Annotated in this window: 20 protein-coding genes; all 20 read left to right on the top strand. The window is 52.0% G+C overall.

The window, feature by feature from the left end:
• Positions 1 to 29: 29 nt before the first annotated feature.
• The 20 genes from R70331_RS22585 (at position 30) to R70331_RS22490 (ending at position 20,222) form a co-directional block, all read left to right on the top strand.
• A complete protein-coding gene (locus tag R70331_RS22585) occupies positions 30 to 1,517 on the top strand; it encodes a UDP-N-acetylmuramoyl-L-alanyl-D-glutamate--2,6-diaminopimelate ligase (RefSeq protein ID WP_042179314.1) in 1,488 nt (495 codons plus the stop codon).
• Positions 1,514 to 2,920, top strand: coding sequence for a UDP-N-acetylmuramoyl-tripeptide--D-alanyl-D-alanine ligase (locus tag R70331_RS22580; protein ID WP_042179311.1), 1,407 nt, complete (start codon positions 1,514 to 1,516; stop codon positions 2,918 to 2,920). Before R70331_RS22585 ends, R70331_RS22580 begins: the two co-directional genes overlap by 4 nt.
• A gap of 21 nt (positions 2,921 to 2,941) precedes the next feature.
• Complete coding sequence (gene mraY, locus R70331_RS22575) at positions 2,942 to 3,907, top strand: phospho-N-acetylmuramoyl-pentapeptide-transferase (protein ID WP_042179308.1); 966 nt, start codon at positions 2,942 to 2,944, stop codon at positions 3,905 to 3,907.
• A 3-nt stretch (positions 3,908 to 3,910) separates the two neighbouring features.
• Positions 3,911 to 5,329: a UDP-N-acetylmuramoyl-L-alanine--D-glutamate ligase gene (murD, locus tag R70331_RS22570; protein ID WP_042179305.1), complete on the top strand. Its 1,419-nt coding sequence runs from the start codon at positions 3,911 to 3,913 to the stop codon at positions 5,327 to 5,329.
• A 49-nt stretch (positions 5,330 to 5,378) separates the two neighbouring features.
• Positions 5,379 to 6,476, top strand: a complete 1,098-nt coding sequence (spoVE, locus tag R70331_RS22565) for a stage V sporulation protein E (protein ID WP_042179303.1) — start codon at positions 5,379 to 5,381, stop codon at positions 6,474 to 6,476.
• Between the two features lie 5 nt (positions 6,477 to 6,481).
• On the top strand, positions 6,482 to 7,597 hold the full coding sequence (gene murG, locus R70331_RS22560; RefSeq protein WP_042179301.1) for an undecaprenyldiphospho-muramoylpentapeptide beta-N-acetylglucosaminyltransferase: 1,116 nt from the start codon (positions 6,482 to 6,484) through the stop codon (positions 7,595 to 7,597).
• 238 nt (positions 7,598 to 7,835) lie between these two features.
• Positions 7,836 to 9,119, top strand: a complete 1,284-nt coding sequence (murA, locus tag R70331_RS22555) for a UDP-N-acetylglucosamine 1-carboxyvinyltransferase (RefSeq protein ID WP_042179299.1) — start codon at positions 7,836 to 7,838, stop codon at positions 9,117 to 9,119.
• Between the two features lie 65 nt (positions 9,120 to 9,184).
• On the top strand, positions 9,185 to 9,940 hold the full coding sequence (locus R70331_RS22550; RefSeq protein WP_042179296.1) for a cell division protein FtsQ/DivIB: 756 nt from the start codon (positions 9,185 to 9,187) through the stop codon (positions 9,938 to 9,940).
• 302 nt (positions 9,941 to 10,242) lie between these two features.
• Positions 10,243 to 11,508, top strand: coding sequence for a cell division protein FtsA (gene ftsA / locus R70331_RS22545; protein WP_042179293.1), 1,266 nt, complete (start codon positions 10,243 to 10,245; stop codon positions 11,506 to 11,508).
• Positions 11,509 to 11,572: 64 nt separating this feature from the next.
• A complete protein-coding gene (ftsZ, locus tag R70331_RS22540) occupies positions 11,573 to 12,694 on the top strand; it encodes a cell division protein FtsZ (RefSeq protein ID WP_042179291.1) in 1,122 nt (373 codons plus the stop codon).
• A 115-nt stretch (positions 12,695 to 12,809) separates the two neighbouring features.
• A complete protein-coding gene (locus tag R70331_RS22535) occupies positions 12,810 to 13,718 on the top strand; it encodes an Rpn family recombination-promoting nuclease/putative transposase (RefSeq protein WP_042179289.1) in 909 nt (302 codons plus the stop codon).
• Positions 13,719 to 13,934: 216 nt separating this feature from the next.
• Positions 13,935 to 14,882 carry a sigma-E processing peptidase SpoIIGA gene (gene spoIIGA, locus R70331_RS22530; protein ID WP_042183103.1) on the top strand — a complete coding sequence of 316 codons (948 nt, stop codon included), beginning with the start codon at positions 13,935 to 13,937 and terminating at the stop codon, positions 14,880 to 14,882.
• Between the two features lie 64 nt (positions 14,883 to 14,946).
• Positions 14,947 to 15,669: an RNA polymerase sporulation sigma factor SigE gene (gene sigE / locus R70331_RS22525; protein ID WP_042183101.1), complete on the top strand. Its 723-nt coding sequence runs from the start codon at positions 14,947 to 14,949 to the stop codon at positions 15,667 to 15,669.
• A 76-nt stretch (positions 15,670 to 15,745) separates the two neighbouring features.
• Entirely contained in the window at positions 15,746 to 16,528 is a 783-nt protein-coding gene (sigG, locus tag R70331_RS22520; protein ID WP_039875939.1) for an RNA polymerase sporulation sigma factor SigG, read from the top strand.
• Between the two features lie 162 nt (positions 16,529 to 16,690).
• Complete coding sequence (locus tag R70331_RS22515) at positions 16,691 to 17,035, top strand: YlmC/YmxH family sporulation protein (RefSeq protein ID WP_042179287.1); 345 nt, start codon at positions 16,691 to 16,693, stop codon at positions 17,033 to 17,035.
• A gap of 124 nt (positions 17,036 to 17,159) precedes the next feature.
• Positions 17,160 to 18,014, top strand: coding sequence for a peptidoglycan editing factor PgeF (gene pgeF / locus R70331_RS22510; protein ID WP_042179285.1), 855 nt, complete (start codon positions 17,160 to 17,162; stop codon positions 18,012 to 18,014).
• Between the two features lie 8 nt (positions 18,015 to 18,022).
• Positions 18,023 to 18,715 carry a YggS family pyridoxal phosphate-dependent enzyme gene (locus tag R70331_RS22505; protein ID WP_042183099.1) on the top strand — a complete coding sequence of 231 codons (693 nt, stop codon included), beginning with the start codon at positions 18,023 to 18,025 and terminating at the stop codon, positions 18,713 to 18,715.
• Entirely contained in the window at positions 18,715 to 19,158 is a 444-nt protein-coding gene (locus R70331_RS22500; protein WP_042179283.1) for a cell division protein SepF, read from the top strand. Before R70331_RS22505 ends, R70331_RS22500 begins: the two co-directional genes overlap by 1 nt.
• Positions 19,159 to 19,165: 7 nt before the next feature.
• On the top strand, positions 19,166 to 19,435 hold the full coding sequence (locus tag R70331_RS22495; protein WP_081947718.1) for a YggT family protein: 270 nt from the start codon (positions 19,166 to 19,168) through the stop codon (positions 19,433 to 19,435).
• Between the two features lie 4 nt (positions 19,436 to 19,439).
• Positions 19,440 to 20,222 carry a YlmH family RNA-binding protein gene (locus tag R70331_RS22490; protein WP_042179281.1) on the top strand — a complete coding sequence of 261 codons (783 nt, stop codon included), beginning with the start codon at positions 19,440 to 19,442 and terminating at the stop codon, positions 20,220 to 20,222.
• The last annotated feature ends 18 nt before the right edge of the window (positions 20,223 to 20,240 follow it).

Genomic DNA, 20,240 nt, shown 5'->3' with positions numbered 1-20,240 from the left:
ATCCGAATTTGCAGAGTGAGGGATTAGTTATGAAATTGAATGAATTATCTGCTTGTCTTGCGGCTTCAAGCCTGCTGGGTGACGGAGAAACCGAGATTATCAATCTTCAGGCGGATTCCCGAAAGGTTCAGCCTGGCGATTTGTTTATCTGTCTGCCGGGCTTCACGGTGGACGGCCATGATTACGCACCGCAGGCAGCAGCCGGAGGCGCTTCGGCACTTGTTGTGGAACGTAAGCTGGATATCGATTTGCCGCAGCTGATTGTCGATGACTGCCGGTTTGCAATGTCCGTGCTCGGTAATGCCTTCTTCAGCTCGCCGAGCAGCCGGATGAAAATGATCGGCGTTACAGGGACGAACGGCAAAACGACGACCACGTACCTGATCGAACGGATTATGTCTGACCACGGACTCAAAACCGGTCTGATCGGCACAATCCAGCTGCAGTATGATGGTCAGGTCTATCCTGCGTCAGGTACTACACAGGAGTCGCTGGAATTGCAGCGGACCCTGAACGACATGGCTCTTAAAGGCGTGGAATGCTGTGTAATGGAAGTATCCTCACACGCGCTTGAGCAGGGACGGGTAAAGGGAACGGATTACCGCACAGCTATTTTTACAAATCTGACCCAGGATCATCTCGATTACCATCATACGATGGAGGAATACCGTGCGGCTAAAGGGCTGTTCTTCTCTCGTCTGGGCAATGTTATTTCGCCATGGAAAGAAGAACGCAAATATGCTGTACTAAATGCAGATGATGAGGCCAGTGCTTATTTTGCCGCCCAGACCGCAGCGGAAGTGATTACATACGGTATTGACAGCAAAGCTAATGTCCGGGCATCACAAATTTCCATCACAGCAAAAGGAACATTTTTCCATGTGGATACGTTTAAGGGAGAGGCAGATATTTCGCTGCGGATGGTCGGCAAGTTCAATGTGTACAATGCGCTCGCTGCTATAACCGCCGCACTCCTTGAAGATATACCGCTGGATGAGATCAAAGCAAGCCTTGAGTCAGTAGCCGGCGTAGCCGGACGTGTGGAGTCGGTGGATGAAGGCCAGGACTTTGCAGTCGTTGTTGACTATGCCCATACGCCGGACGGACTGGAAAATGTGCTGAGAGCCGTTTGTGAGTTTGCCGGAGGCAAGGTACTGACTGTGTTCGGCTGCGGAGGGGACCGGGATAAGACGAAACGTCCGCTCATGGGTAAAATTGCCGCTAAATACAGCGACCATGTCTTTGTTACTTCGGATAACCCGCGGACAGAGGACCCGCTTTTGATCCTGCAGGATATCGAAGCCGGACTCAGGGAAGACGGCGTTCCGCAGGAGCGTTATGAGACCGTTCCGGACCGCCGGGAAGCTATCAGAAATGCTATTGAAATGGCAAGCCCCGGCGATGTAGTATTGATTGCGGGGAAAGGTCATGAGACCTACCAGCTGATCGGCGGAGTGGTTCATGATTTCGATGACCGCCTTGTCGCCAAAGAAGTTATAAGGGGCCGAAGCTATTGATTATAAGAACATTGCAACAAATTGCTGTCATGTGCGGAGGAGAACCGGGCTCTGCTGCAGATACTGAAATTGTACTTTCCGGAGTCGTTACCGATTCCCGTAAAATAACGGCTGGCTGCCTGTTTGTGCCGCTTGCCGGCGACCAGTTTGACGGACATAACTACAGTGCGGCGGCACTCGCATCGGGAGCTGCTGCCACCCTGTGGCAAAAGGATAAAGGCGCAGCACCGGAAGGTGCCGTTATTCTGGTTGAAGATACGCTGGCTGCGCTGCAGCGGCTGGCGGCTGCTTATTTGAGTGAAACAGCCTCGCAGGTTGTTGGCATTACAGGCAGCAACGGTAAAACGACTACCAAGGATATGGTTGCCGCCCTGCTGGAAGGGCAGTATAAGGTCCACAAAACCCAGGGGAACTTCAATAACCATATCGGGCTGCCGCTAACCGTCCTCTCTATGAATGAGGATACAGAGATTGCCATACTGGAGATGGGCATGAGCTCACGGGGAGAAATTGCCCTGCTTGCTTCGCTGGCATCTCCTGATATTGCTGTCATCACAAATATAGGCGAATCCCACCTGCTTCAGCTCGGCTCGCGCAAGGAAATTGCCAGAGCCAAGCTTGAGATTGCTGAAGGGCTGAAGCCGGGCGGACTCCTCATTTACAACGGGGATGAGCCGCTGCTCGCTGAAGTGATGGCTGAACCGTCCTTCCATGCACCTGCAGGGCTGAAGACGCTGCGTTTTGGCTTCGCCGAGGATAATGACGCGTACCCGACCGGGATGATGACACATACAAACGGAATGACGTTTACAACCGTCTATCTGACTGAGGAGCGGGCTTTTTCCCTGCCGCTTCCGGGCCGCCACAACGTCAGTAATGCATTGGCTGCACTGGCAGTTGCCCGGCATTTCGGCATTACCGAGACGAATATTGAAGAAGGGCTGAAACGGCTCAAGCTGACCGGTATGCGGATCGAAGTGATGATGACTGCCTCAGGGCTGACGCTGCTGAATGATGCCTATAATGCCAGCCCTACTTCCATGAAGGCGGCGATAGATGTGCTCCAGTCCATGAAAACCGGCGGCAAACGGATTGCCGTGCTGGGGGACATGCTGGAACTGGGGCCGCATGAAGCAGAATTTCACCGGGAAATCGGCGAGTACCTCGACCCTGAACTCACGGATATGGTTCTGACCTATGGTCCGCTTTCGGCGTTACTGGCCGAGGAGGCAGTCAAGAGCTTCGGTCCGGAGCGGGTTTTTGCCTTTACTGACAAGGAGGAGCTGTCCGCTGTCCTGAACAGTACATGCAGCTCCAAGGATATTGTGCTGTTCAAAGCCTCCAGAGGCATGCGTCTGGAAGAGGCGCTGTACAGCTTGAATGAACATTTTAAACAGACCTAAACCATTGGAGGGGGTGTACCCATGGATTATCAACTTCTGCTGCTGACAATTGCTGTATCCTTTATCCTTGCGGTCATTGCCGCTCCGCTGATCATTCCGCTGCTGCGCAGGATGAAATTCGGACAGCAAGTAAGGGACGACGGACCGCAATCCCACCTGAAAAAGGCGGGAACGCCTACGATGGGCGGCATTATTATTATGGTGGCGTTCACGTTATCCTTTTTGAAATTTTCTGTAGTGAACTCGGATTTTTATGTCCTTCTGGTGGCTACGCTCGGCTACGGGCTGATCGGGTTCCTGGATGACTATATCAAAATTGCCTTTAAACGCTCATTGGGACTTACGGCGCGCCAGAAGCTGGCCGGACAGCTTCTGATTGGCATCGTGCTGAGCATTCTGCTGATCAATGCCGGCCACAATACCGGAATCAGCATTCCGGGCACAGATATCAGCTTTGACTGGGGCGCCTGGTTCTACTATCCGTTTATCGTCATCATGATGATGGCAGTAACGAATGCGGTGAACTTCACAGACGGTGTAGACGGACTGCTCTCCGGCGTCAGTGCTATTGCACTTGCCGCTTTTGCAGTTGTAGCCATGCAGGCAACCTCGATTGCCGCCGGAGTCTGCGCTGCTGCGATGATCGGGGCTGTACTCGGCTTTCTGGTATTCAATGCCCACCCTGCCAAAGTATTCATGGGCGACTTCGGTTCCTTCGGGATCGGCGGTGCCATCGGGGCGATTGCCATTGTTACCAAAAGCGAGCTGCTCTTTGTAGTCATCGGCGGTGTATTCGTCATTGAAATGCTGTCCGTTGTATTGCAGGTGGCTTCCTTTAAAACACGCGGCAAACGTATCTTCCGCATGAGCCCGATTCATCATCACTTTGAGCTGGGCGGCTGGTCGGAGTGGCGCGTTGTCACAACTTTCTGGGCGGTGAGCCTGCTGCTTGCGGCGGCAGGACTAATATTGAGCAAGGGGTTGTAAGGAATGAAGCATCCAGATGAATACCAAGGCAGGCAGGTGGTCGTCCTGGGGCTCGCGAAAAGCGGCGTCCAGGTGGCCAAGGTGCTGCATGAACGCGGCGCGGTTGTTACGGTCAACGATAAAAAGGAAAGAGATCAAAGTCCCGAAGCTTCCGAACTGGAATCTTTGGGAATTTCTGTTATATGCGGCGGGCATCCGGACGATCTGATCCATGAAGGTGTAAGCCTGGTGGTGAAGAATCCGGGAATCCCGTATTCTGTGCCTCCTGTACAAAAAGCACTTGAGCTCGGCATTGAAATTGTAACCGAGGTGGAGGTGGCTTACCGTATCTGCGCAGCCCCTATGATTGGCATTACCGGCTCCAACGGCAAGACTACAACCACTACCTGGGTGGGGAAAATGCTGGACGCCGCCGGGATGAATCCGATAGTAGCCGGCAATATCGGTACGCCGTTATGCCAGGCAGCCCAGGAAGCGGGCGGGGATAACTGGATGGTTGTTGAGCTGAGCAGCTTCCAGCTCAAGGGAACAGAGACCTTCCGCCCGAAGGTTGGCGCCCTGCTGAATGTAGCGGAGACTCATCTCGACTATCACGGGGGCATGGAGGACTATGTGGCCTCTAAGGCCAGACTGTTCGCTAACCAGGAGCCTGAAGATACAGCGGTACTGAACTGGGATGATCCGGTCTGCCGTGAGCTTGTACCTTACATCAAAGCAGGTATATTACCATTCTCTATGACAGAGGAGCTGGTTCAGGGCATCTTTGTCCGGCCCTCCTACGTACCGGACACTGAAGATGATCTGGAGCGGGTAATTGTCTACCGCGATTACAGCGAGAGCGAAACTGAGATTGCAAAGGTCAGCTCTATCGGTCTGCCGGGCCGCTTCAATGTGGAGAATGCACTGGCAGCCTGCGGAATTGCCATCGCTGCCGGTGCTGATCCTGCTGTGCTGGCTGAGGTGCTGGCTTCGTTCCGCGGCGTCGAGCACAGGCTGGAGTATGTGGCAGAAAAGGCGGGTACTGCCTACTATAACAACTCTAAAGCTACCAATTCCAAAGCGACTACGATGGCGCTGGGCTCCTTTAAGCAGCCGCTGGTGCTGATTGCCGGGGGCCTTGACCGCGGCTCGGACTATATGGAGCTGCTGCCTGTCCTGGACGGGCTTAAAGGTATTGTAGTTATGGGCGAGACCCGGGACAAGCTGGCCAAAGTTGCCGCTATGGCAGGAGTAAAGCACATCATCTCCGTCGATAATGGGGATAGCGCCGCCGCCGTGCTGCAGAAGGCTGTGCGGGAGGCTTCTGCACTTGCAGAAGCTGGAGACGTTGTGCTCCTGTCTCCTGCATGCGCCAGCTGGGATATGTTTACATCCTATGAAGAGCGCGGGCGTATTTTTAAAGAGGCGGTGCATAACCTTTAAGTAGGGGGGTGGATAAGCCCCTACTACGGATGCAAGAGGTGTGCTCCTGATGAACAAACCGCGTCATGCGCCTGACATCTGGCTGCTGATTCCCATACTTGCCCTGCTGGTCATCGGCATGGTGATGGTTTACAGCGCCGGTTCTGTGCTGGGCTTCCGCAATTATGGCGATTCGTTTTATTTTGTCAAAAGACAGCTGCTGTTCGCCGGGCTCGGCCTTGGCGCTATGTTCGTAACAGCCAACACGGATTATCTGGTGCTGAAAAGGTTCGCACGGCCTGCACTGATTCTATGCTTCATTCTGCTTGTCCTGGTATTAATTCCGGGTATCGGGGTAGTCCGCGGCGGTGCACGGAGCTGGCTGGGGATCAGCAGCTTCGGCATCCAGCCCTCAGAGTTCATGAAGATGGGGATGATTCTGTTCCTGGCCAACTGGCTGGGCAAGGATGAATACGATATCTCTACCTTCACACGCGGGCTGCTGCCGCCGCTCGCCCTGATTGGCTCAGCGTTTGCGCTGATTATGCTCCAGCCGGACCTCGGCACTGGCACTGTCATGTTCGGAGCGGCGCTGATGATGGTTTTTACAGCCGGAGCCCGGATGAAGCATCTGCTCTCGCTGGGGGCGCTTGGCGTGCTGGGTTTTGCCGGTCTTATAGCCGCCGCGCCTTACCGGCTGAAGCGGATAACCGCTTTTCTGGATCCCTGGTCCGATCCGCTTGGCGCCGGCTACCAGATTATCCAGTCGCTTTATGCGATTGGTCCCGGCGGTCTCGGCGGCCTTGGCCTCGGAATGAGCCGGCAGAAATACAGCTATGTGCCGGAGCCGCAGACTGATTTTATTTTTTCCATACTCGCTGAGGAGCTTGGTTTCATCGGGGGGATTGCAGTGCTGGTCCTGTTCCTGATTCTGATCTGGCGGGGAATGAAGGTGGCGATGAGCCTGCCTGACCGGTTCGGCAGTTATCTGGCGGTAGGAATCGTTAGTATGGTGGCTGTACAGGTCATTATCAATATCGGCGTGGTTATCGGCCTGATGCCTGTGACAGGCATTACACTCCCGCTGATCAGCTACGGGGGCTCTTCATTAACCCTGATGCTTACAGCACTCGGCATTTTATTGAATTTATCCCGTTATGCGAGGTGAGAGACATGCGTATCGTATTAAGCGGCGGAGGCACCGGCGGGCATATTTATCCCGCCGTTGCTGTCGCCAGGCAGCTGGAAGCGGAAGAGAGCGGATCAGCCTTTCTCTATATCGGCGGCAAACGCGGTCTGGAGAGCAGACTGGTTCCCCAGGAGAAGCTTCCCTTCAAAGCTATTGATATTACCGGATTCCGCCGGAAGATTTCCATGGACAATGTAAAGACCGTTATGCGTTTTCTCAGAGGGGTCAAGGCTTCAAAGGAAATGCTGAGAGAGTTCAAGCCTGATGTTGTTATCGGCACAGGAGGGTATGTATGCGGACCTGTGGTATATGCCGCCTCCCGTCTGGGCATCCCCACACTGATTCATGAGCAGAATGCCATTCCCGGCCTGACCAACAAGTTTCTCAGCCGTTACGCCGATACGGTAGCCGTCAGCTTCGAGGGCACAGAGTCTGCTTTTCCGGGCGGCAAAAATGTGATCTACACCGGTAATCCCCGGGCTACTACGGTCACAGCTGCAAGCCCGCAGCGCGGCTATGCCTCGCTGGGTATTCCGGAAGGCAGTACGGTGGTGCTTGTAGTCGGAGGAAGCGGCGGAGCGAAGGCAATCAACCAGGCGATGATTGAAATGGTACCGTTTGTGGGTAAGGGTAATGGAGCTCATTATGTTTATGTTACAGGCGAATCCTACTTTGAAGAGACCCGCAAGGCGCTGCGTCAAAAGCTCGGGGGAGAGCCAGGCTGGCTCCATGTGCTCCCTTATGTGCACAATATGCCTGAGGTGCTGGCCTGTACCTCACTGATTGTGAACCGGGCAGGCGCATCTTTTCTGGCCGAGATTACGGCTCTGGGTATCCCCTCCGTCCTCATTCCGTCCCCTAATGTGACGAACAATCATCAGGAAGCGAATGCAAGGCAGCTGGAACGTGAAGGTGCGGCAGTTGTACTGCTGGAAAAGGATTTGACCGGTAAGGCTCTGCATGAGTCAGTGCAGCGGATAATCGGGGCAGAATCACTGCGGAGCAGCATGGCGGAATCGTCCAGACGTCTGGGCAAACGGGATTCCGCTGCGCTGGTCGTCAGCGAGCTGCGGCGGCTTGCCGCCACACGGAAACAATAAGACGTTAGTCCCGTTCTCAGTGACTTTGAACGCTTTGTCCCTATACGTGGTCTCATGTTATCCTCCTGCTGTCACACACCCGGGGTTATGAACATAGGATAATCCTATAATCGTGACAATCACCCATGGTTCTTCCTGTCAGGTGAACTGCTGTAACAGGCGTTTTTCCAGGGCGGTTCAAGACCGCTTTACAGGAAGTTTCCGGTGGCGGGTGAGCGGTAATCTCGGAGGTGATACATTGGACAAATTGGTGATTGAGGGTGGAAGTCCCCTGTCAGGCACCATACGTATCCATGGAGCAAAAAATGCGGCACTGCCGATCCTGGCGGCAAGCCTGCTGGCCGAAGGAGTTCACTCACTGCATAATGTGCCGAAGCTGCTGGACATCGAGACAATGCTGAATATTTTGGGGCGGCTGGGCTGCAGGGCTGTGCATGAAGGGGAAACTGTGACAATGGATACGTCAACCTTAAGCACTTCCCATGTTCCGGAGGATTTGATGCGCCAGATGCGGTCTTCCATTTTTTTGATGGGGCCGTTACTATCCAGGTTTGGCGAAGTGACGATCTATCAGCCGGGAGGCTGTGCGATCGGAGAACGCAAGATTGACCTTCACCTTCAGGGCCTGAAGCTCCTCGGGGCAGAGATTGAGGAGAGCAACGGCAGGATATCCTGCCGGGCTGCGAGACTGACAGGGAGCGACATTCATCTGGATTATCCCAGCGTCGGAGCCACAGAGAATATTATGATGGCTGCGGCAACGGCTGAGGGTACAACTACCATATCAGGGGCAGCCAGGGAGCCGGAAATTCAGGATCTGCAGAATTTCCTGAATGAGATGGGGGCCCAGATTATCGGCGCAGGTACTGATACAATTACAATCCGCGGAGTCACAAAGCTCCATCCGTGTACGTATGAGGTCATTCCGGACCGGATTGTCGCCGGGACGGTTATGATTGCAGCTGCCGCTACACGCGGAAGTGTTACGCTGACCCATACCAATGCGGGACATTTAACCTCGCTCATCCACGTGCTGAGGCGGGCAGGTGTTCAAATCACGGTCTGCAATGATATAATTAATGTCAGCTGCATGGGGCGTCCGCGTGCGGTAGAGCGGATTGTGACCTCACCCTACCCCTCTTTTCCAACGGATCTGCAATCTCAGGTAATGGTGCTGCTGTCGCTTGCCGACGGTTTCAGCGTTATTAAAGAGACGGTATTCGAGGGACGCTTTAAGCATGTGGAGGAGATGGCCCGGATGGGGGCTGATATTTCCACAGACCTGAACCGCGCGTTTATCCGCGGTGTGCAGCGGCTGTACGGGGCAACGGTGGAAGCAACGGACCTGAGGGCGGGAGCTGCTCTGGTTATTGCCGGACTCGCAGCCCATGGGACTACAGTAGTAGAGCAGGCGCATCACATTGACCGCGGTTACGACGGTATCGAGCTGCTGTTCCAGAAGCTGGGTGCCCGCATCAGCCGTAAAGTGCCTGTACCGGGTCCTTTTGATTTGGCCAATTAAAGCTCCCTGTCTCCTTCGGCTTTCAGCCATGGAAGGAGACAGGGCCTTATTACGGAGATATGAGAATGCCTAAAACCCGATTGCCTCGACTGAAAGAGGACAAGCCTGTAAAAAAAATGAGCCGTAAAATCACTATTATCCTGCTGCTGCTGTTTGTTGCGCTGCTGGCGGTTATCTTTTTCCGCTCGTCTGTGAGCCGTATTACGGAAATTAATTTTCAGGGCAACAAATACGCGACCCGTGAGGAGCTGCTGGAAGGCAGCGGCCTTGTGATCGGCGGACAGTTTTTTGCCGCCTCTGCTGAGTCCGTAGAAGCTGCACTGAAGCAGCTTAGAACGGTGCAGGAGGCGACAGTGACTAAGAAATTCCCCGGGATTGTGAATATTACAATCGAAGAGTTTCCGGCTGTAGCCTATGAGCTGGATCAGCAGGGGGTCCTTGAAGCTATTCTGTCCAGCGGCACTGCTGTAAAGGTGAATGAGACCGGAATTGCCGTGGAGAAGCCGATACTGACCGGCTGGAAGGAAGATGATCCTTACAAAGCCAAGCTGTGCCAGGCTTTAGCTGTTATCTCCAATGAATTGACCAGCGATATTTCCGAGATTGTTCCTTCACCGACCTTATCCTTTCCGGACCGGATTAAGCTGTATACACGTTCACGTTTTGAGGTTATCACAGCCATCTCGCTTCTGAAGGACAAGGTTGAGTACCTGAACCAGGTGATAGAGACGGAAGAGCCCGGCCTTATAAAGATGCTTGAGGCTGATACGTATGTGCCTTTTGCGGCGGAAAATGAGGATAATGAGGACATACAAGAGTAAATAGTCCCTACTAATAATGCGGAAAAAATGCTACAATCGATTTTACGGGCAATAAGGTGAATCCCTCTTTTTTCTGCGGATTTTTTGAAAAAGAAGACCGGGCTATGGCCGTATTTTTCTTTTTATCCTTATATTTCTTTTTTACCCGGAACTCCATATTATCCCATTCAAAAAAATTGTAGAAAAAAGAGGGAAAGGAATCGTGATGTTGAATATGTACAAAGAAGCTTCCTGGCAACGGGAATCGTGTGATTCTTCAGCATCATCTTTTATTATGATCATAACAGGAGGTGCCATAGGGCTTGAGCAACAATGACATCATTGTTAGTTTGGACATCGGTACATCCAAAGTGCGGGCAATTATCGGGGAAGTTACTAATGGAACCTTTAATATTATTGGCGTTGGATCTGCTGATTCAGAAGGGATTCGCAAGGGTGCGATTGTAGATATCGATCAGACTGTGCAATCGATCAGAAGCGCTGTGGAGTATGCGGAGCAGATGGTCGGTATTCAAATATCTGAGGTCTATGTCGGGATTTCCGGCAATCATATCGGTCTGCAATCCAGCCATGGCGTCGTTGCCGTCCAGAATGAGGACCGGGAGATCGGCGAAGAGGACATCGACCGGGTGATCAAAGCGGCAGAAGTCATTGCTATGCCGCCTGAACGGGAAGTCATCGACGTTGTTGCCAAGCAATATATCGTTGACGGCCTGGAAGGAATCCAGGATCCCCGCGGCATGATCGGAGTGCGTCTGGAGGTTGAGGCGACGATTATAACCGGGGCGAAGACGCCAATACATAATCTGCTTCGTTGTGTAGAGAAATCAGGGCTGAAGGTAAAAGATCTTGTGCTGATGTCTCTTGGAGCCGGCGGATTGGCGCTGTCCAAAGACGAGAAGTCGATGGGGGCTGTGCTGGTTGATATCGGTGCAGGCTCAACGACGATAGCCGTTTATGAAGAGGGTTCCCTTAGTGCTACTTCCACGATCCCGATCGGCGGAGAGTTTGTAACCAATGATATTGCATACGGGCTCCGTACGCTTACGGACCAGGCGGAGAAGGTAAAGCTGAAGTACGGCTGTGCCTGGATCGATGATGCCGCCTCGGATGTCGTATTTAAAGTGCTGCGTATCGGCAGCAATGTGGAAAAGGAATTTAACCAGGAGGATCTGGCAGCCATCATCGAGCCGAGAATCCAGGAAATCTTTCACCTGATCCGTCAGGAAGTAAAGCGTCTCGGTTACAATGACCTTCCCGGAGGTTATATACTTACGGGTGGTACTGTATCCATGCCGGGGGTTCTAAAGGCGGCACAAACTGAATTGTCAGCTTCTGTGCGCATCGCTGTACCTGACTATATCGGAGTCCGCGATCCGGGCTTCACCGGCGGTGTAGGTATTCTGCATAACGTCGTCCGCCGTTTCCGTGTACGCGGCAATAACGGTGTAAGCGCAAATAAGAAGACGGTCAACCGAAGTAAGCAAAGCGCTGCTCCCAGCCAGGAGATTGACAAGAAGCCGGGTCTGATGGAGCGTATAAAAAATATGTTTAGCGAGTTCATATAAGCGTAAGTCCAGATATACTTGGACTGGCCATCCAAGCACTATTCAAGGGGGAGATGGAATCAATATGTTGGAATTTGATTTTGAAATGGAGAGCTTGGCGCAAATTAAGGTCATCGGCGTAGGCGGCGGCGGAAGCAATGCTGTCAACCGTATGATTGAAAACGGCGTTCAGGGTGTTGAGTTCATCACAGTTAATACAGATGCCCAAGCGCTGCATATGGCCAAATCGGAGCATAAACTGCAAATCGGGGACAAGCTTACCCGGGGGCTGGGCGCAGGTGCCAACCCTGAAGTAGGGAAGAAAGCAGCCGAAGAGTCCCGCGATCTGATATCTAATACGCTTAAAGGTGCAGACATGGTTTTCGTAACTGCTGGAATGGGCGGCGGTACAGGTACAGGCGCAGCTCCAGTCATTGCTGAAATCGCCAGAGAATGCGGAGCATTGACCGTAGGCGTCGTGACCCGCCCGTTCACTTTTGAAGGCAGAAAGCGTGCTAATCAGGCAGAACTCGGAATCGAAGCACTTAAGGAAAAGGTTGATACACTGATCGTTATTCCGAATGATCGGCTCCTGGAAATTGTAGACAAGAAAACTCCGATGCTGGAGGCATTCCGTGAAGCGGATAATGTGCTCCGCCAGGCTGTACAAGGGATATCTGATCTTATTCAGGTTCCCGGCCTGATTAACCTTGACTTTGCTGATGTGAAGACGATTATGACTGAGCGCGGCTCAGCGCTTATGGGGATCGGTATTGCCACCGGCGAGAACCGTGCTTCTGAAGCAGCCCGCAAAGCGATTATGAGTCCGCTGCTTGAGACCTCAATCGAAGGTGCGCGCGGGGTAATTATGAATATTACAGGCGGCTCCAACCTTTCATTGTATGAGGTGAATGAAGCGGCTGAGATCGTTACAGCTGCGTCCGATCCAGAAGTTAATATGATTTTTGGTGCCATCATTGAGGAAAGTATGAAGGACGAAATCAAGGTTACGGTTATCGCTACCGGGTTCGAACACAAGCCTTCCCCGGTTGCACAGACCCGCCGTCCGGCTGCCAGCAGTGAACCTGCTCCTGCTGCTGACAAGAACAACAGCAATAATCTGCGACCGTTCGGTAATCAGACAACCTCTGATCAGCTTGATATTCCGACCTTCCTGCGCAACCGCACACGCGGCAACAATGATTAATACACGTAAATAGTTTTCTACGGAAGCACCGTATCTCTCAGTCGCAGACTGGGAAGATGCGGTGTTTTTTTGCTTTTCAGCTGATATAATACAGATAACGGGAGTGGTGAATAGTATGGAATTGCTTGACCCCCGGGTGGATTTTGTTTTCAAGAGAATTTTTGCTAGTGAGGCTAATAAGGATGTTCTGCTGGCTTTTTTGAACCGGATTCTGCTGGATGCCGGGACTGCCCCGCTGGATGAAGTAGTGCTGCTCAACCCCTATACGGATAAAGAGGATCCGGGAGACAAGCAGTCTATTTTTGATATCTGGGCAAAGACGGTTGACGGCAGGCTGATTAATATTGAAATGCAGCTGTTTAACCAATATGATATGGAAAAGCGGACTCTCTACTACTGGAGTAAGCGTTATTCGAGTCAGATGCAGACCGGCGGACGGTATATAGAGCTTAAAAAATGTATAACGATCAATATATTAAATTATAATGTGCTGCCGAATGAACACACCCATAGTGTGTTTCATCTTCGGGAGGACAGCAGCGGCGCGCCGCTTACCGATGATATAGAAATTCATTTTCTCGAATTGCCAAAGCTGAAAAAGCCGGCTATACCCGGTGAAGAAGGTCTGGTAAATTGGCTGCTGTTCCTTAAAGGAAAAGACAATGAGAACTGGGAGGTACTGAAGATGAATGAACCTGCACTGCAAAAAGCGATGGAAACGCTGGAATATCTGAGCCAGAATCCTGAAGCCCGGCGCAGATATGAAGACCGCCAGAAGTTTCTGCACGATGAAGCCTCGCAAAGAGACGGCGCGCAGAGAGAAGGATTCGCAAAGGGCCTGGAAGAAGGCCTCCAAGAAGGCATCAGAGAAGGTATGAGAGAAGGTATGAGAGAAGGTATGAGAGAAGGCATGAGAGAAGCCAAGCAGGAGATTGCTAAGAATTTACTCCGGATGGGGATGAGTCACCAGGCAATTCAAGCTGCTACCGGACTTACGGAAGAAGATATAAAAATGTTGAATTAAAATAATACACATGCGAACCAGCCCTTCCGGGTTGGTTTTTCTTTTATATGAATACAGGGCCATGCACGGCTATATCTCGACAAAAAAACCTGCTGAACGCCCCCCATGTTTAGACAGACTTTGAAAGCGGGAGTTTCTATACTAATCTTATCGTCTTAAAAAGAGAGCCTGCTCCGGTCTTCCGGCGGGATAGCGGCTCTTAGGCAGGTGAAAATACTGGTAGTTTACATCGACTTGATTTTCGCCGCCAATCTGCTGATCGACGGAGTGCTCATATGGCTGACAGGCTGGCTGGTCAAAGAAAAGATCGCCTGGTGGAGGCTGTTTCTCTCCGCGCTGGTTGGCGCGTTGTATGTGGTGATGATGTTCGTTCCGGAGCTTTCATTTCTTTATACCTTCATGATTAAATTCGGATTGTCAGTGCTGCTGCTGCTGATCGCCTTCGGGTACAGGAGCCTGCAGGGCTATCTGCGTGCTCTGGGAGCCTTTTATGTCATTAATTTTGCAGCGGCCGGCGGTATATTGGGCATCCACTACTTGCTGCAGAGCACCGGGGACATCTGGAACGGTATCCTGTTTACCAGTACAGGGGGCCAAGCCCACCGGCTGAAAATCGGATTCTGGTTTGTGCTTGCAGTGCTTCCTGTCGTTCTGCTGCTCTTTAAGCTAATCCATTCTTCACGGGTTCGCAGAGAACAGCTGGAATCCTATATCGGTGAGGTGACGGTGGAGATTGAAGGCGTAAGCGTTGTCTGTCCGGGGCTGCTGGATACAGGGAACCGGCTGAATGATCCGCTTACACGGATTCCGGTTATGGTGATGGAGGCTTCGCTCTGGGAAGGGCACCTGCCGGATACGTGGAAAGGTAAGCTGACACAGATGAGCGCAGACCAGCTTCTGCTGGAGACGGACGGGCAGTCTTTTGCCTGGCAGGACAGGTTGCGGCTTGTCCCTTACCGGGGCGTTAACCGCGGGGCAGCCTTTATGCTTGCACTGAAGCCGGATCTGGTGAAGATAAAGCTTGGTGAGGAGAGCTTCTGTAGTAAAAGAGTGCTCATCGGGCTGGATGGCGGAACACTGTCGGGAGACGGTGCGTACCGGGCGGTCATACACCCTGACCTGGCCCAAAGAGAGCACGCGGCTGAAGCTGCAGTGACTTGTTGAAATCGCCCCAAGAGGATGGTCAAGGGCATCCGGGGGAATTGTGCACTTCTTGGAGGAGGAAACGATAATGGTCAAATGGAAGCTTACGCTGCAGCTGCAGTACTATCGGATGCTTTTTCTGCTGGGGCTGAAAAGCCAGGAAATCTATTATATCGGGGGAAGCGAGGCGCTGCCTCCGCCTTTAACAAGGGAAGAAGAGGAATATCTGCTTCAGCGGCTCTCTACAGGAGATGCGGCAGTAAGAGCTATGCTGATTGAACGCAATCTGCGGCTGGTTGTATACATCGCCCGTAAATTCGAGAACACAGGCATCAATATTGAGGATCTTGTCTCTATCGGCGCCATAGGGCTGATTAAGGCGGTAAATACATTTGATCCCGATAAGAAAATCAAGCTGGCTACCTACGCCTCGCGCTGTATTGAAAATGAAATCCTGATGTATCTGCGGCGCAACAGCAAGACGCGCAGCGAGGTTTCCTTTGATGAACCGCTGAACATTGACTGGGACGGCAACGAACTGCTGCTCTCCGATGTGCTGGGGACTGAAAATGACACCATTTACCGTAATATTGAGGAGCAGGTGGACCGCAAGCTGCTGCAGAAGGCGCTGGAGAAGCTCAGTGAGCGGGAGCGGCTGATCATGGAGCTGAGATTCGGGCTGCGGGGCGGAGAAGAGAAAACCCAGAAGGATGTTGCTGATCTGCTGGGAATCTCGCAATCTTACATCTCACGTCTGGAAAAGAGAATTATCAAGCGGCTGCGCAAGGAATTCAACAAGATGGTGTGACTTAAAAAGCAAGGAATAAAATGCCGGACCGGGGAGATAATGTACAGTAATGTTTCTCCTTGGGAGGTAAATCATCATGACCCGAAACAAAGTCGAGATTTGCGGTGTGGATACTTCCAAGCTGCCCGTTCTGACGAACGTGGAAATGCGGGAGCTGTTCACTTCGCTGCAGCAGCAGGGCGAGCGTTCCGCCAGAGAGAAATTGGTTAACGGTAACCTCAGACTCGTTCTTAGCGTTATTCAAAGGTTCAATAATCGGGGAGAGTTCGTAGACGATCTGTTCCAGGTTGGCTGCATCGGTCTGATGAAAGCCATCGATAATTTTGATTTATCGCAAAACGTGAAGTTCTCCACCTACGCGGTACCGATGATTATCGGCGAGATCCGGAGGTACCTGAGAGACAACAATCCGATCAGAGTGTCGCGTTCGCTGCGGGACATCGCCTACAAGGCGCTTCAGGTCCGTGACAGCCTGACTAACCAGAATTCGCGGGAGCCGACGATCTTCGAAATCTCCCAGGCGCTTGGTGTTCCGAAAGAGGATGTAGTGTTCGCCCTGGATGCAATCCAGGACCCGGTCTCTTTATTCGAACCGATCTATCATGACGGAGGGGACCCGATTTATGTAATGGACCAGATCAGCGATGACAAAAACAAAGATGTCTCGTGGATTGAAGAAATTGCCCTGCGTGAAGCGATGCGGAAGCTGGGACAGCGTGAGAAGCGGATTCTGTCGATGCGATTCTTCGAAGGTAAAACCCAGATGGAGGTAGCAGATGAAATCGGCATTTCCCAGGCCCAGGTGTCACGGCTTGAAAAATCGGCCATCCAGCAGATGCAGAAGCATGTGAAGTCCTAAAGCTGACAATGAGAAGAAGGGTATCCGCAAACTGGCTTGCTTCGGCGGCCGGAGGGATACCCTTTTATAATGCACGCTCCCGGTTCTGTAATTATTTCTGCATGTTGCCAAGCCTGAGGGACATATACTCAGCTATAGGCCGGATTGTACAGGGGTGACAAGATGAACGAAGAGTCTTTTAATGCAGGAAAAAAAATGAAAATCTCGGATTTCCAGACCAAGGATGTTATTAATATCGTAGATGGAAAGCGGCTGGGGCAGATTAGCGATCTCGAGCTGGACCTGCGCCGCGGAGTAATTGATGCAATCATCATTCCCGGCTTTACCCGCTTTATGGGACTGTTCGGCGGCGGCACGGATCTTATTATCCCATGGCGTAATATCGTCAAGATCGGTGCGGATGTTGTACTTGTCAAAATAGAAGAGGCCAGGCTGCCTCAGGGTCAGGAAGAGCGTGAAACGATGTATCTGGAGCGGGGGGACCGCAGTGAACGACGCACTTATTAATTCGGTGCGTCTTTTTTTACCGTTTGTGGTAAAGAGCTTGGGAAGGCTGTATCTGTACAAAGCTTGAGCAAGCCTCGTAGACCTGGCCTCGTGTTGTAGGGTACACTTAAGCGGAGGTGAGAGGATGGAACCGTTTATTCAAGTTAAGGAGCTGCCTGTGCGGCTGCAGCTGAGTCCGTGGCTGAAGCATTCCGGAATAACTGCCGGATTTACGGGCAGACAGGGCGGAACAGGCAAGCCGCCATATGACAGCTTCAACTGTGCTTTTCATGTCGGCGATGATCCGGAGGCTGTGCTTGCTAACCGCAGCAGGCTTGCAGACAGTCTGGGCTTTAGTCTGGAGGACTGGACCTGCGGGGAGCAGACTCACGGAACACATATAGCAGTTGTAACTTCAGCAGAGCGCGGGCGAGGCAGCAGGGACAGGGCATCGGCCTTTCAGTCTACGGACGGGCTGCTGACTAACGTGCCGGGAGTGCTGCTTACTTCCTTTTATGCGGATTGTGTACCGCTGTATTTCTATGATCCGGTGAACCGTGCGGCAGGACTGGCCCATGCCGGATGGAAAGGTACTGTTGCAGAAATTGCCGGAGCAATGGTCAGTAGAATGGCGGAAGCCTACGGAAGCCGTCCGGGTGATATTACAGCAGCCATAGGCCCGTCAATCGGAGAATGCTGCTATGAGGTTGATGAGTATGTGATGAAGCATGTCCGTGTGCTGGAGCAGACGCTGACCGGGCAGGCCTCCTTGGAGGCTGCACCGCCGTTATACAACGTTTCGCAGAGTGATAAGGATAAAAGTATGCTGAACTTGAAAGAAATGAACCGACGCATTATGATTAAAGCAGGAATTTTGCCGACTCATATCGAATGTACAACATGGTGTACAAGCTGTAATCCGGATCTGTTCTTTTCTTACCGCAAGGAACAGGGAGTAACAGGAAGAATGACGAGCTGGATCGGAATAAAGGAGAGCTGAAGTTGGGTTTGACACTGCAGGAAAGAAAAGCCGCTGTAGAGGAACGTGTAGCACGCGCCTGTGCGGCAAGCGGCCGGGATGTAAACGACGTCAAGGTTATCGCAGTGACGAAATATGTATCGCTGAACACAGTGGCTGAGGTATTTGAGGCAGGCCTCGAGGAGATCGCTGAAAGCCGCTGGCAGGATGCCGAGCATAAGTGGAATGCACTTGGAGACAAAGGAACCTGGCATTTTATCGGTCATCTGCAGACCAATAAGGTAAAGGACGTTATCGGGAAATTTGAATATATACACTCATTAGACCGGTTATCGCTGGCGCGTGAATTGCAGAAAAAGGCGGGTGCTGCCGGAATAGAAGTGAAGGTATTTCTTCAGGTGAATATTTCCGGTGAAGATACAAAGTTTGGTCTGCCCCCTGAAGCTGTGCCTGAGTTTCTGCGGGAAATTGCTCCGCTCGACCGGGTAAAGGTCATCGGTCTGATGACTATGGCGCCTCATGAAGAAGATCCGGAGCTTACCCGTCCTGTGTTCCGCGGACTCCGGGAGCTGCGTGATGAACTGAATCTGCTGGCCTTGACACCTGAGCCTATACAAGAGCTGTCGATGGGAATGTCGAATGATTTTGAAGTGGCGATAGAGGAAGGAGCCACCCGGGTTCGCCTGGGGACGGTATTAGTAGGTCACGAGGAGGGAGCTTGATGCGCGTGATGAACCGGTTTATGAATTTTTTGGGTTTGCAGGAAGAAGAGGAAGTTGTTGAACGGGAACAAATTACCCGTGATGATGAGGAGTATGAGCCGGCCCCTGTAGAAACCCGCAAAAATCAGCGGGCAAACGTCGTCAGTATCCATTCGCAAAAAAATGTGAAGGTTGTGCTGTACGAGCCGCGCTCCTATGAGGAAGCTCAGGAAATTGCCGATCACCTGCGTTCCCACCGCACCGTTGTTATTAACCTGCAGCGTGTGCGCAATGACCAGGCAATGCGGATTATCGATTTTCTCAGCGGAACTGTTTATGCCCTGGGTGGAGGAATCTCCAAGATTGGGGGCAATATATTTATGTGCACACCGGATACCGTTGAGATTCAAGGCTCGATTACGGAAATCCTGGGAGACGACCAAGATTACAACAGAATGAGGTGAACAGGTTTTGAACGAAATATCTTCCATTATTAACATCCTATTTCAGATTTACTATTACATGATCATTATATACATTCTCATGTCCTGGTTACCTAACCTGCGTGAAAATTTCATCGGTGAGCTGCTGGGCAAGCTAGTTGAACCTTATCTGAGCCCGTTCCGGCGGATTATTCCCCCGCTGTTTGGAACACTCGATATTTCCCCGATCGTTGCATTGTTTGTCCTTCGCTTTGCAGTAGTGGGGCTTCATTCTATCGTGGCGATGATTTTCGGCTAAAACGATGAGAAATGAAATTTACGGGCACTTCCATCCGGAGGAGCGGCAATTTGTGGATAAGGCCTGGGAATGGGTCAGCCATGCCGGGGACTATCATGAAGTGAAGCTGACCGAATTCCTCGATCCCAGACAAGGGCATATTCTGCAGACGCTGGTGAACCGCCATCCTGACGTAACGATACGCTGGGAGGGCGGCTCAGAAAGCGCTGAACGGAAGCGGGCGCTCGTTGCACCCGATTACCGTGACCTTTCGGAAGAAGATATGGAGCTTAAGGTTCTGGGTATCTCCTCCGGGGAGCAGAAATTTCTCACCCTTGAGCATGGCGACTATATGGGAGCTATTCTTGGACTTGGTGTTAAAAGAGGGAAGATCGGCGATATTCATGTGCTGGAGGACGGCTGCCATGTTGTCGTGGCATCAGATATTGCCGATTATCTGTCTATGAATCTGACCGGTGTGCACCGGGTTAATGTCAGTACTGAGGTTCTCCCTCTATCTGAGCTGCGAAGCAGCGGAGTCAAGCTTGAAACAATGGACATTACAGTAGCCTCCTTACGGCTCGATGGAATTGCAGCGGATGTGACCCGGCTTAGCCGGAGCAAAATACTGGTTCCGATTAAAGCAGGGCGCGTCCGGGTCAACTGGAAAGTGGAAGAGGATCCTTCCTGTGCGCTTAAGGATGGAGACATGGTCTCCATTCAAGGATTTGGCCGGTTTAAGGTACTGGAGATAGGCGGCCTGACGAAAAAAGACCGTTACCGGGTCAGGGTCGGTAAATTTGTCTAAAGCCCCGGCAGGAATCTG

The organism is Paenibacillus sp. FSL R7-0331 (genome assembly GCF_000758645.1).
Taxonomy (GTDB): domain Bacteria; phylum Bacillota; class Bacilli; order Paenibacillales; family Paenibacillaceae; genus Paenibacillus_AQ; species Paenibacillus_AQ camerounensis.
The sequence above is the reverse complement of the archived record's forward strand: the minus strand, read 5'-3'. Positions and strand labels throughout refer to the sequence as shown.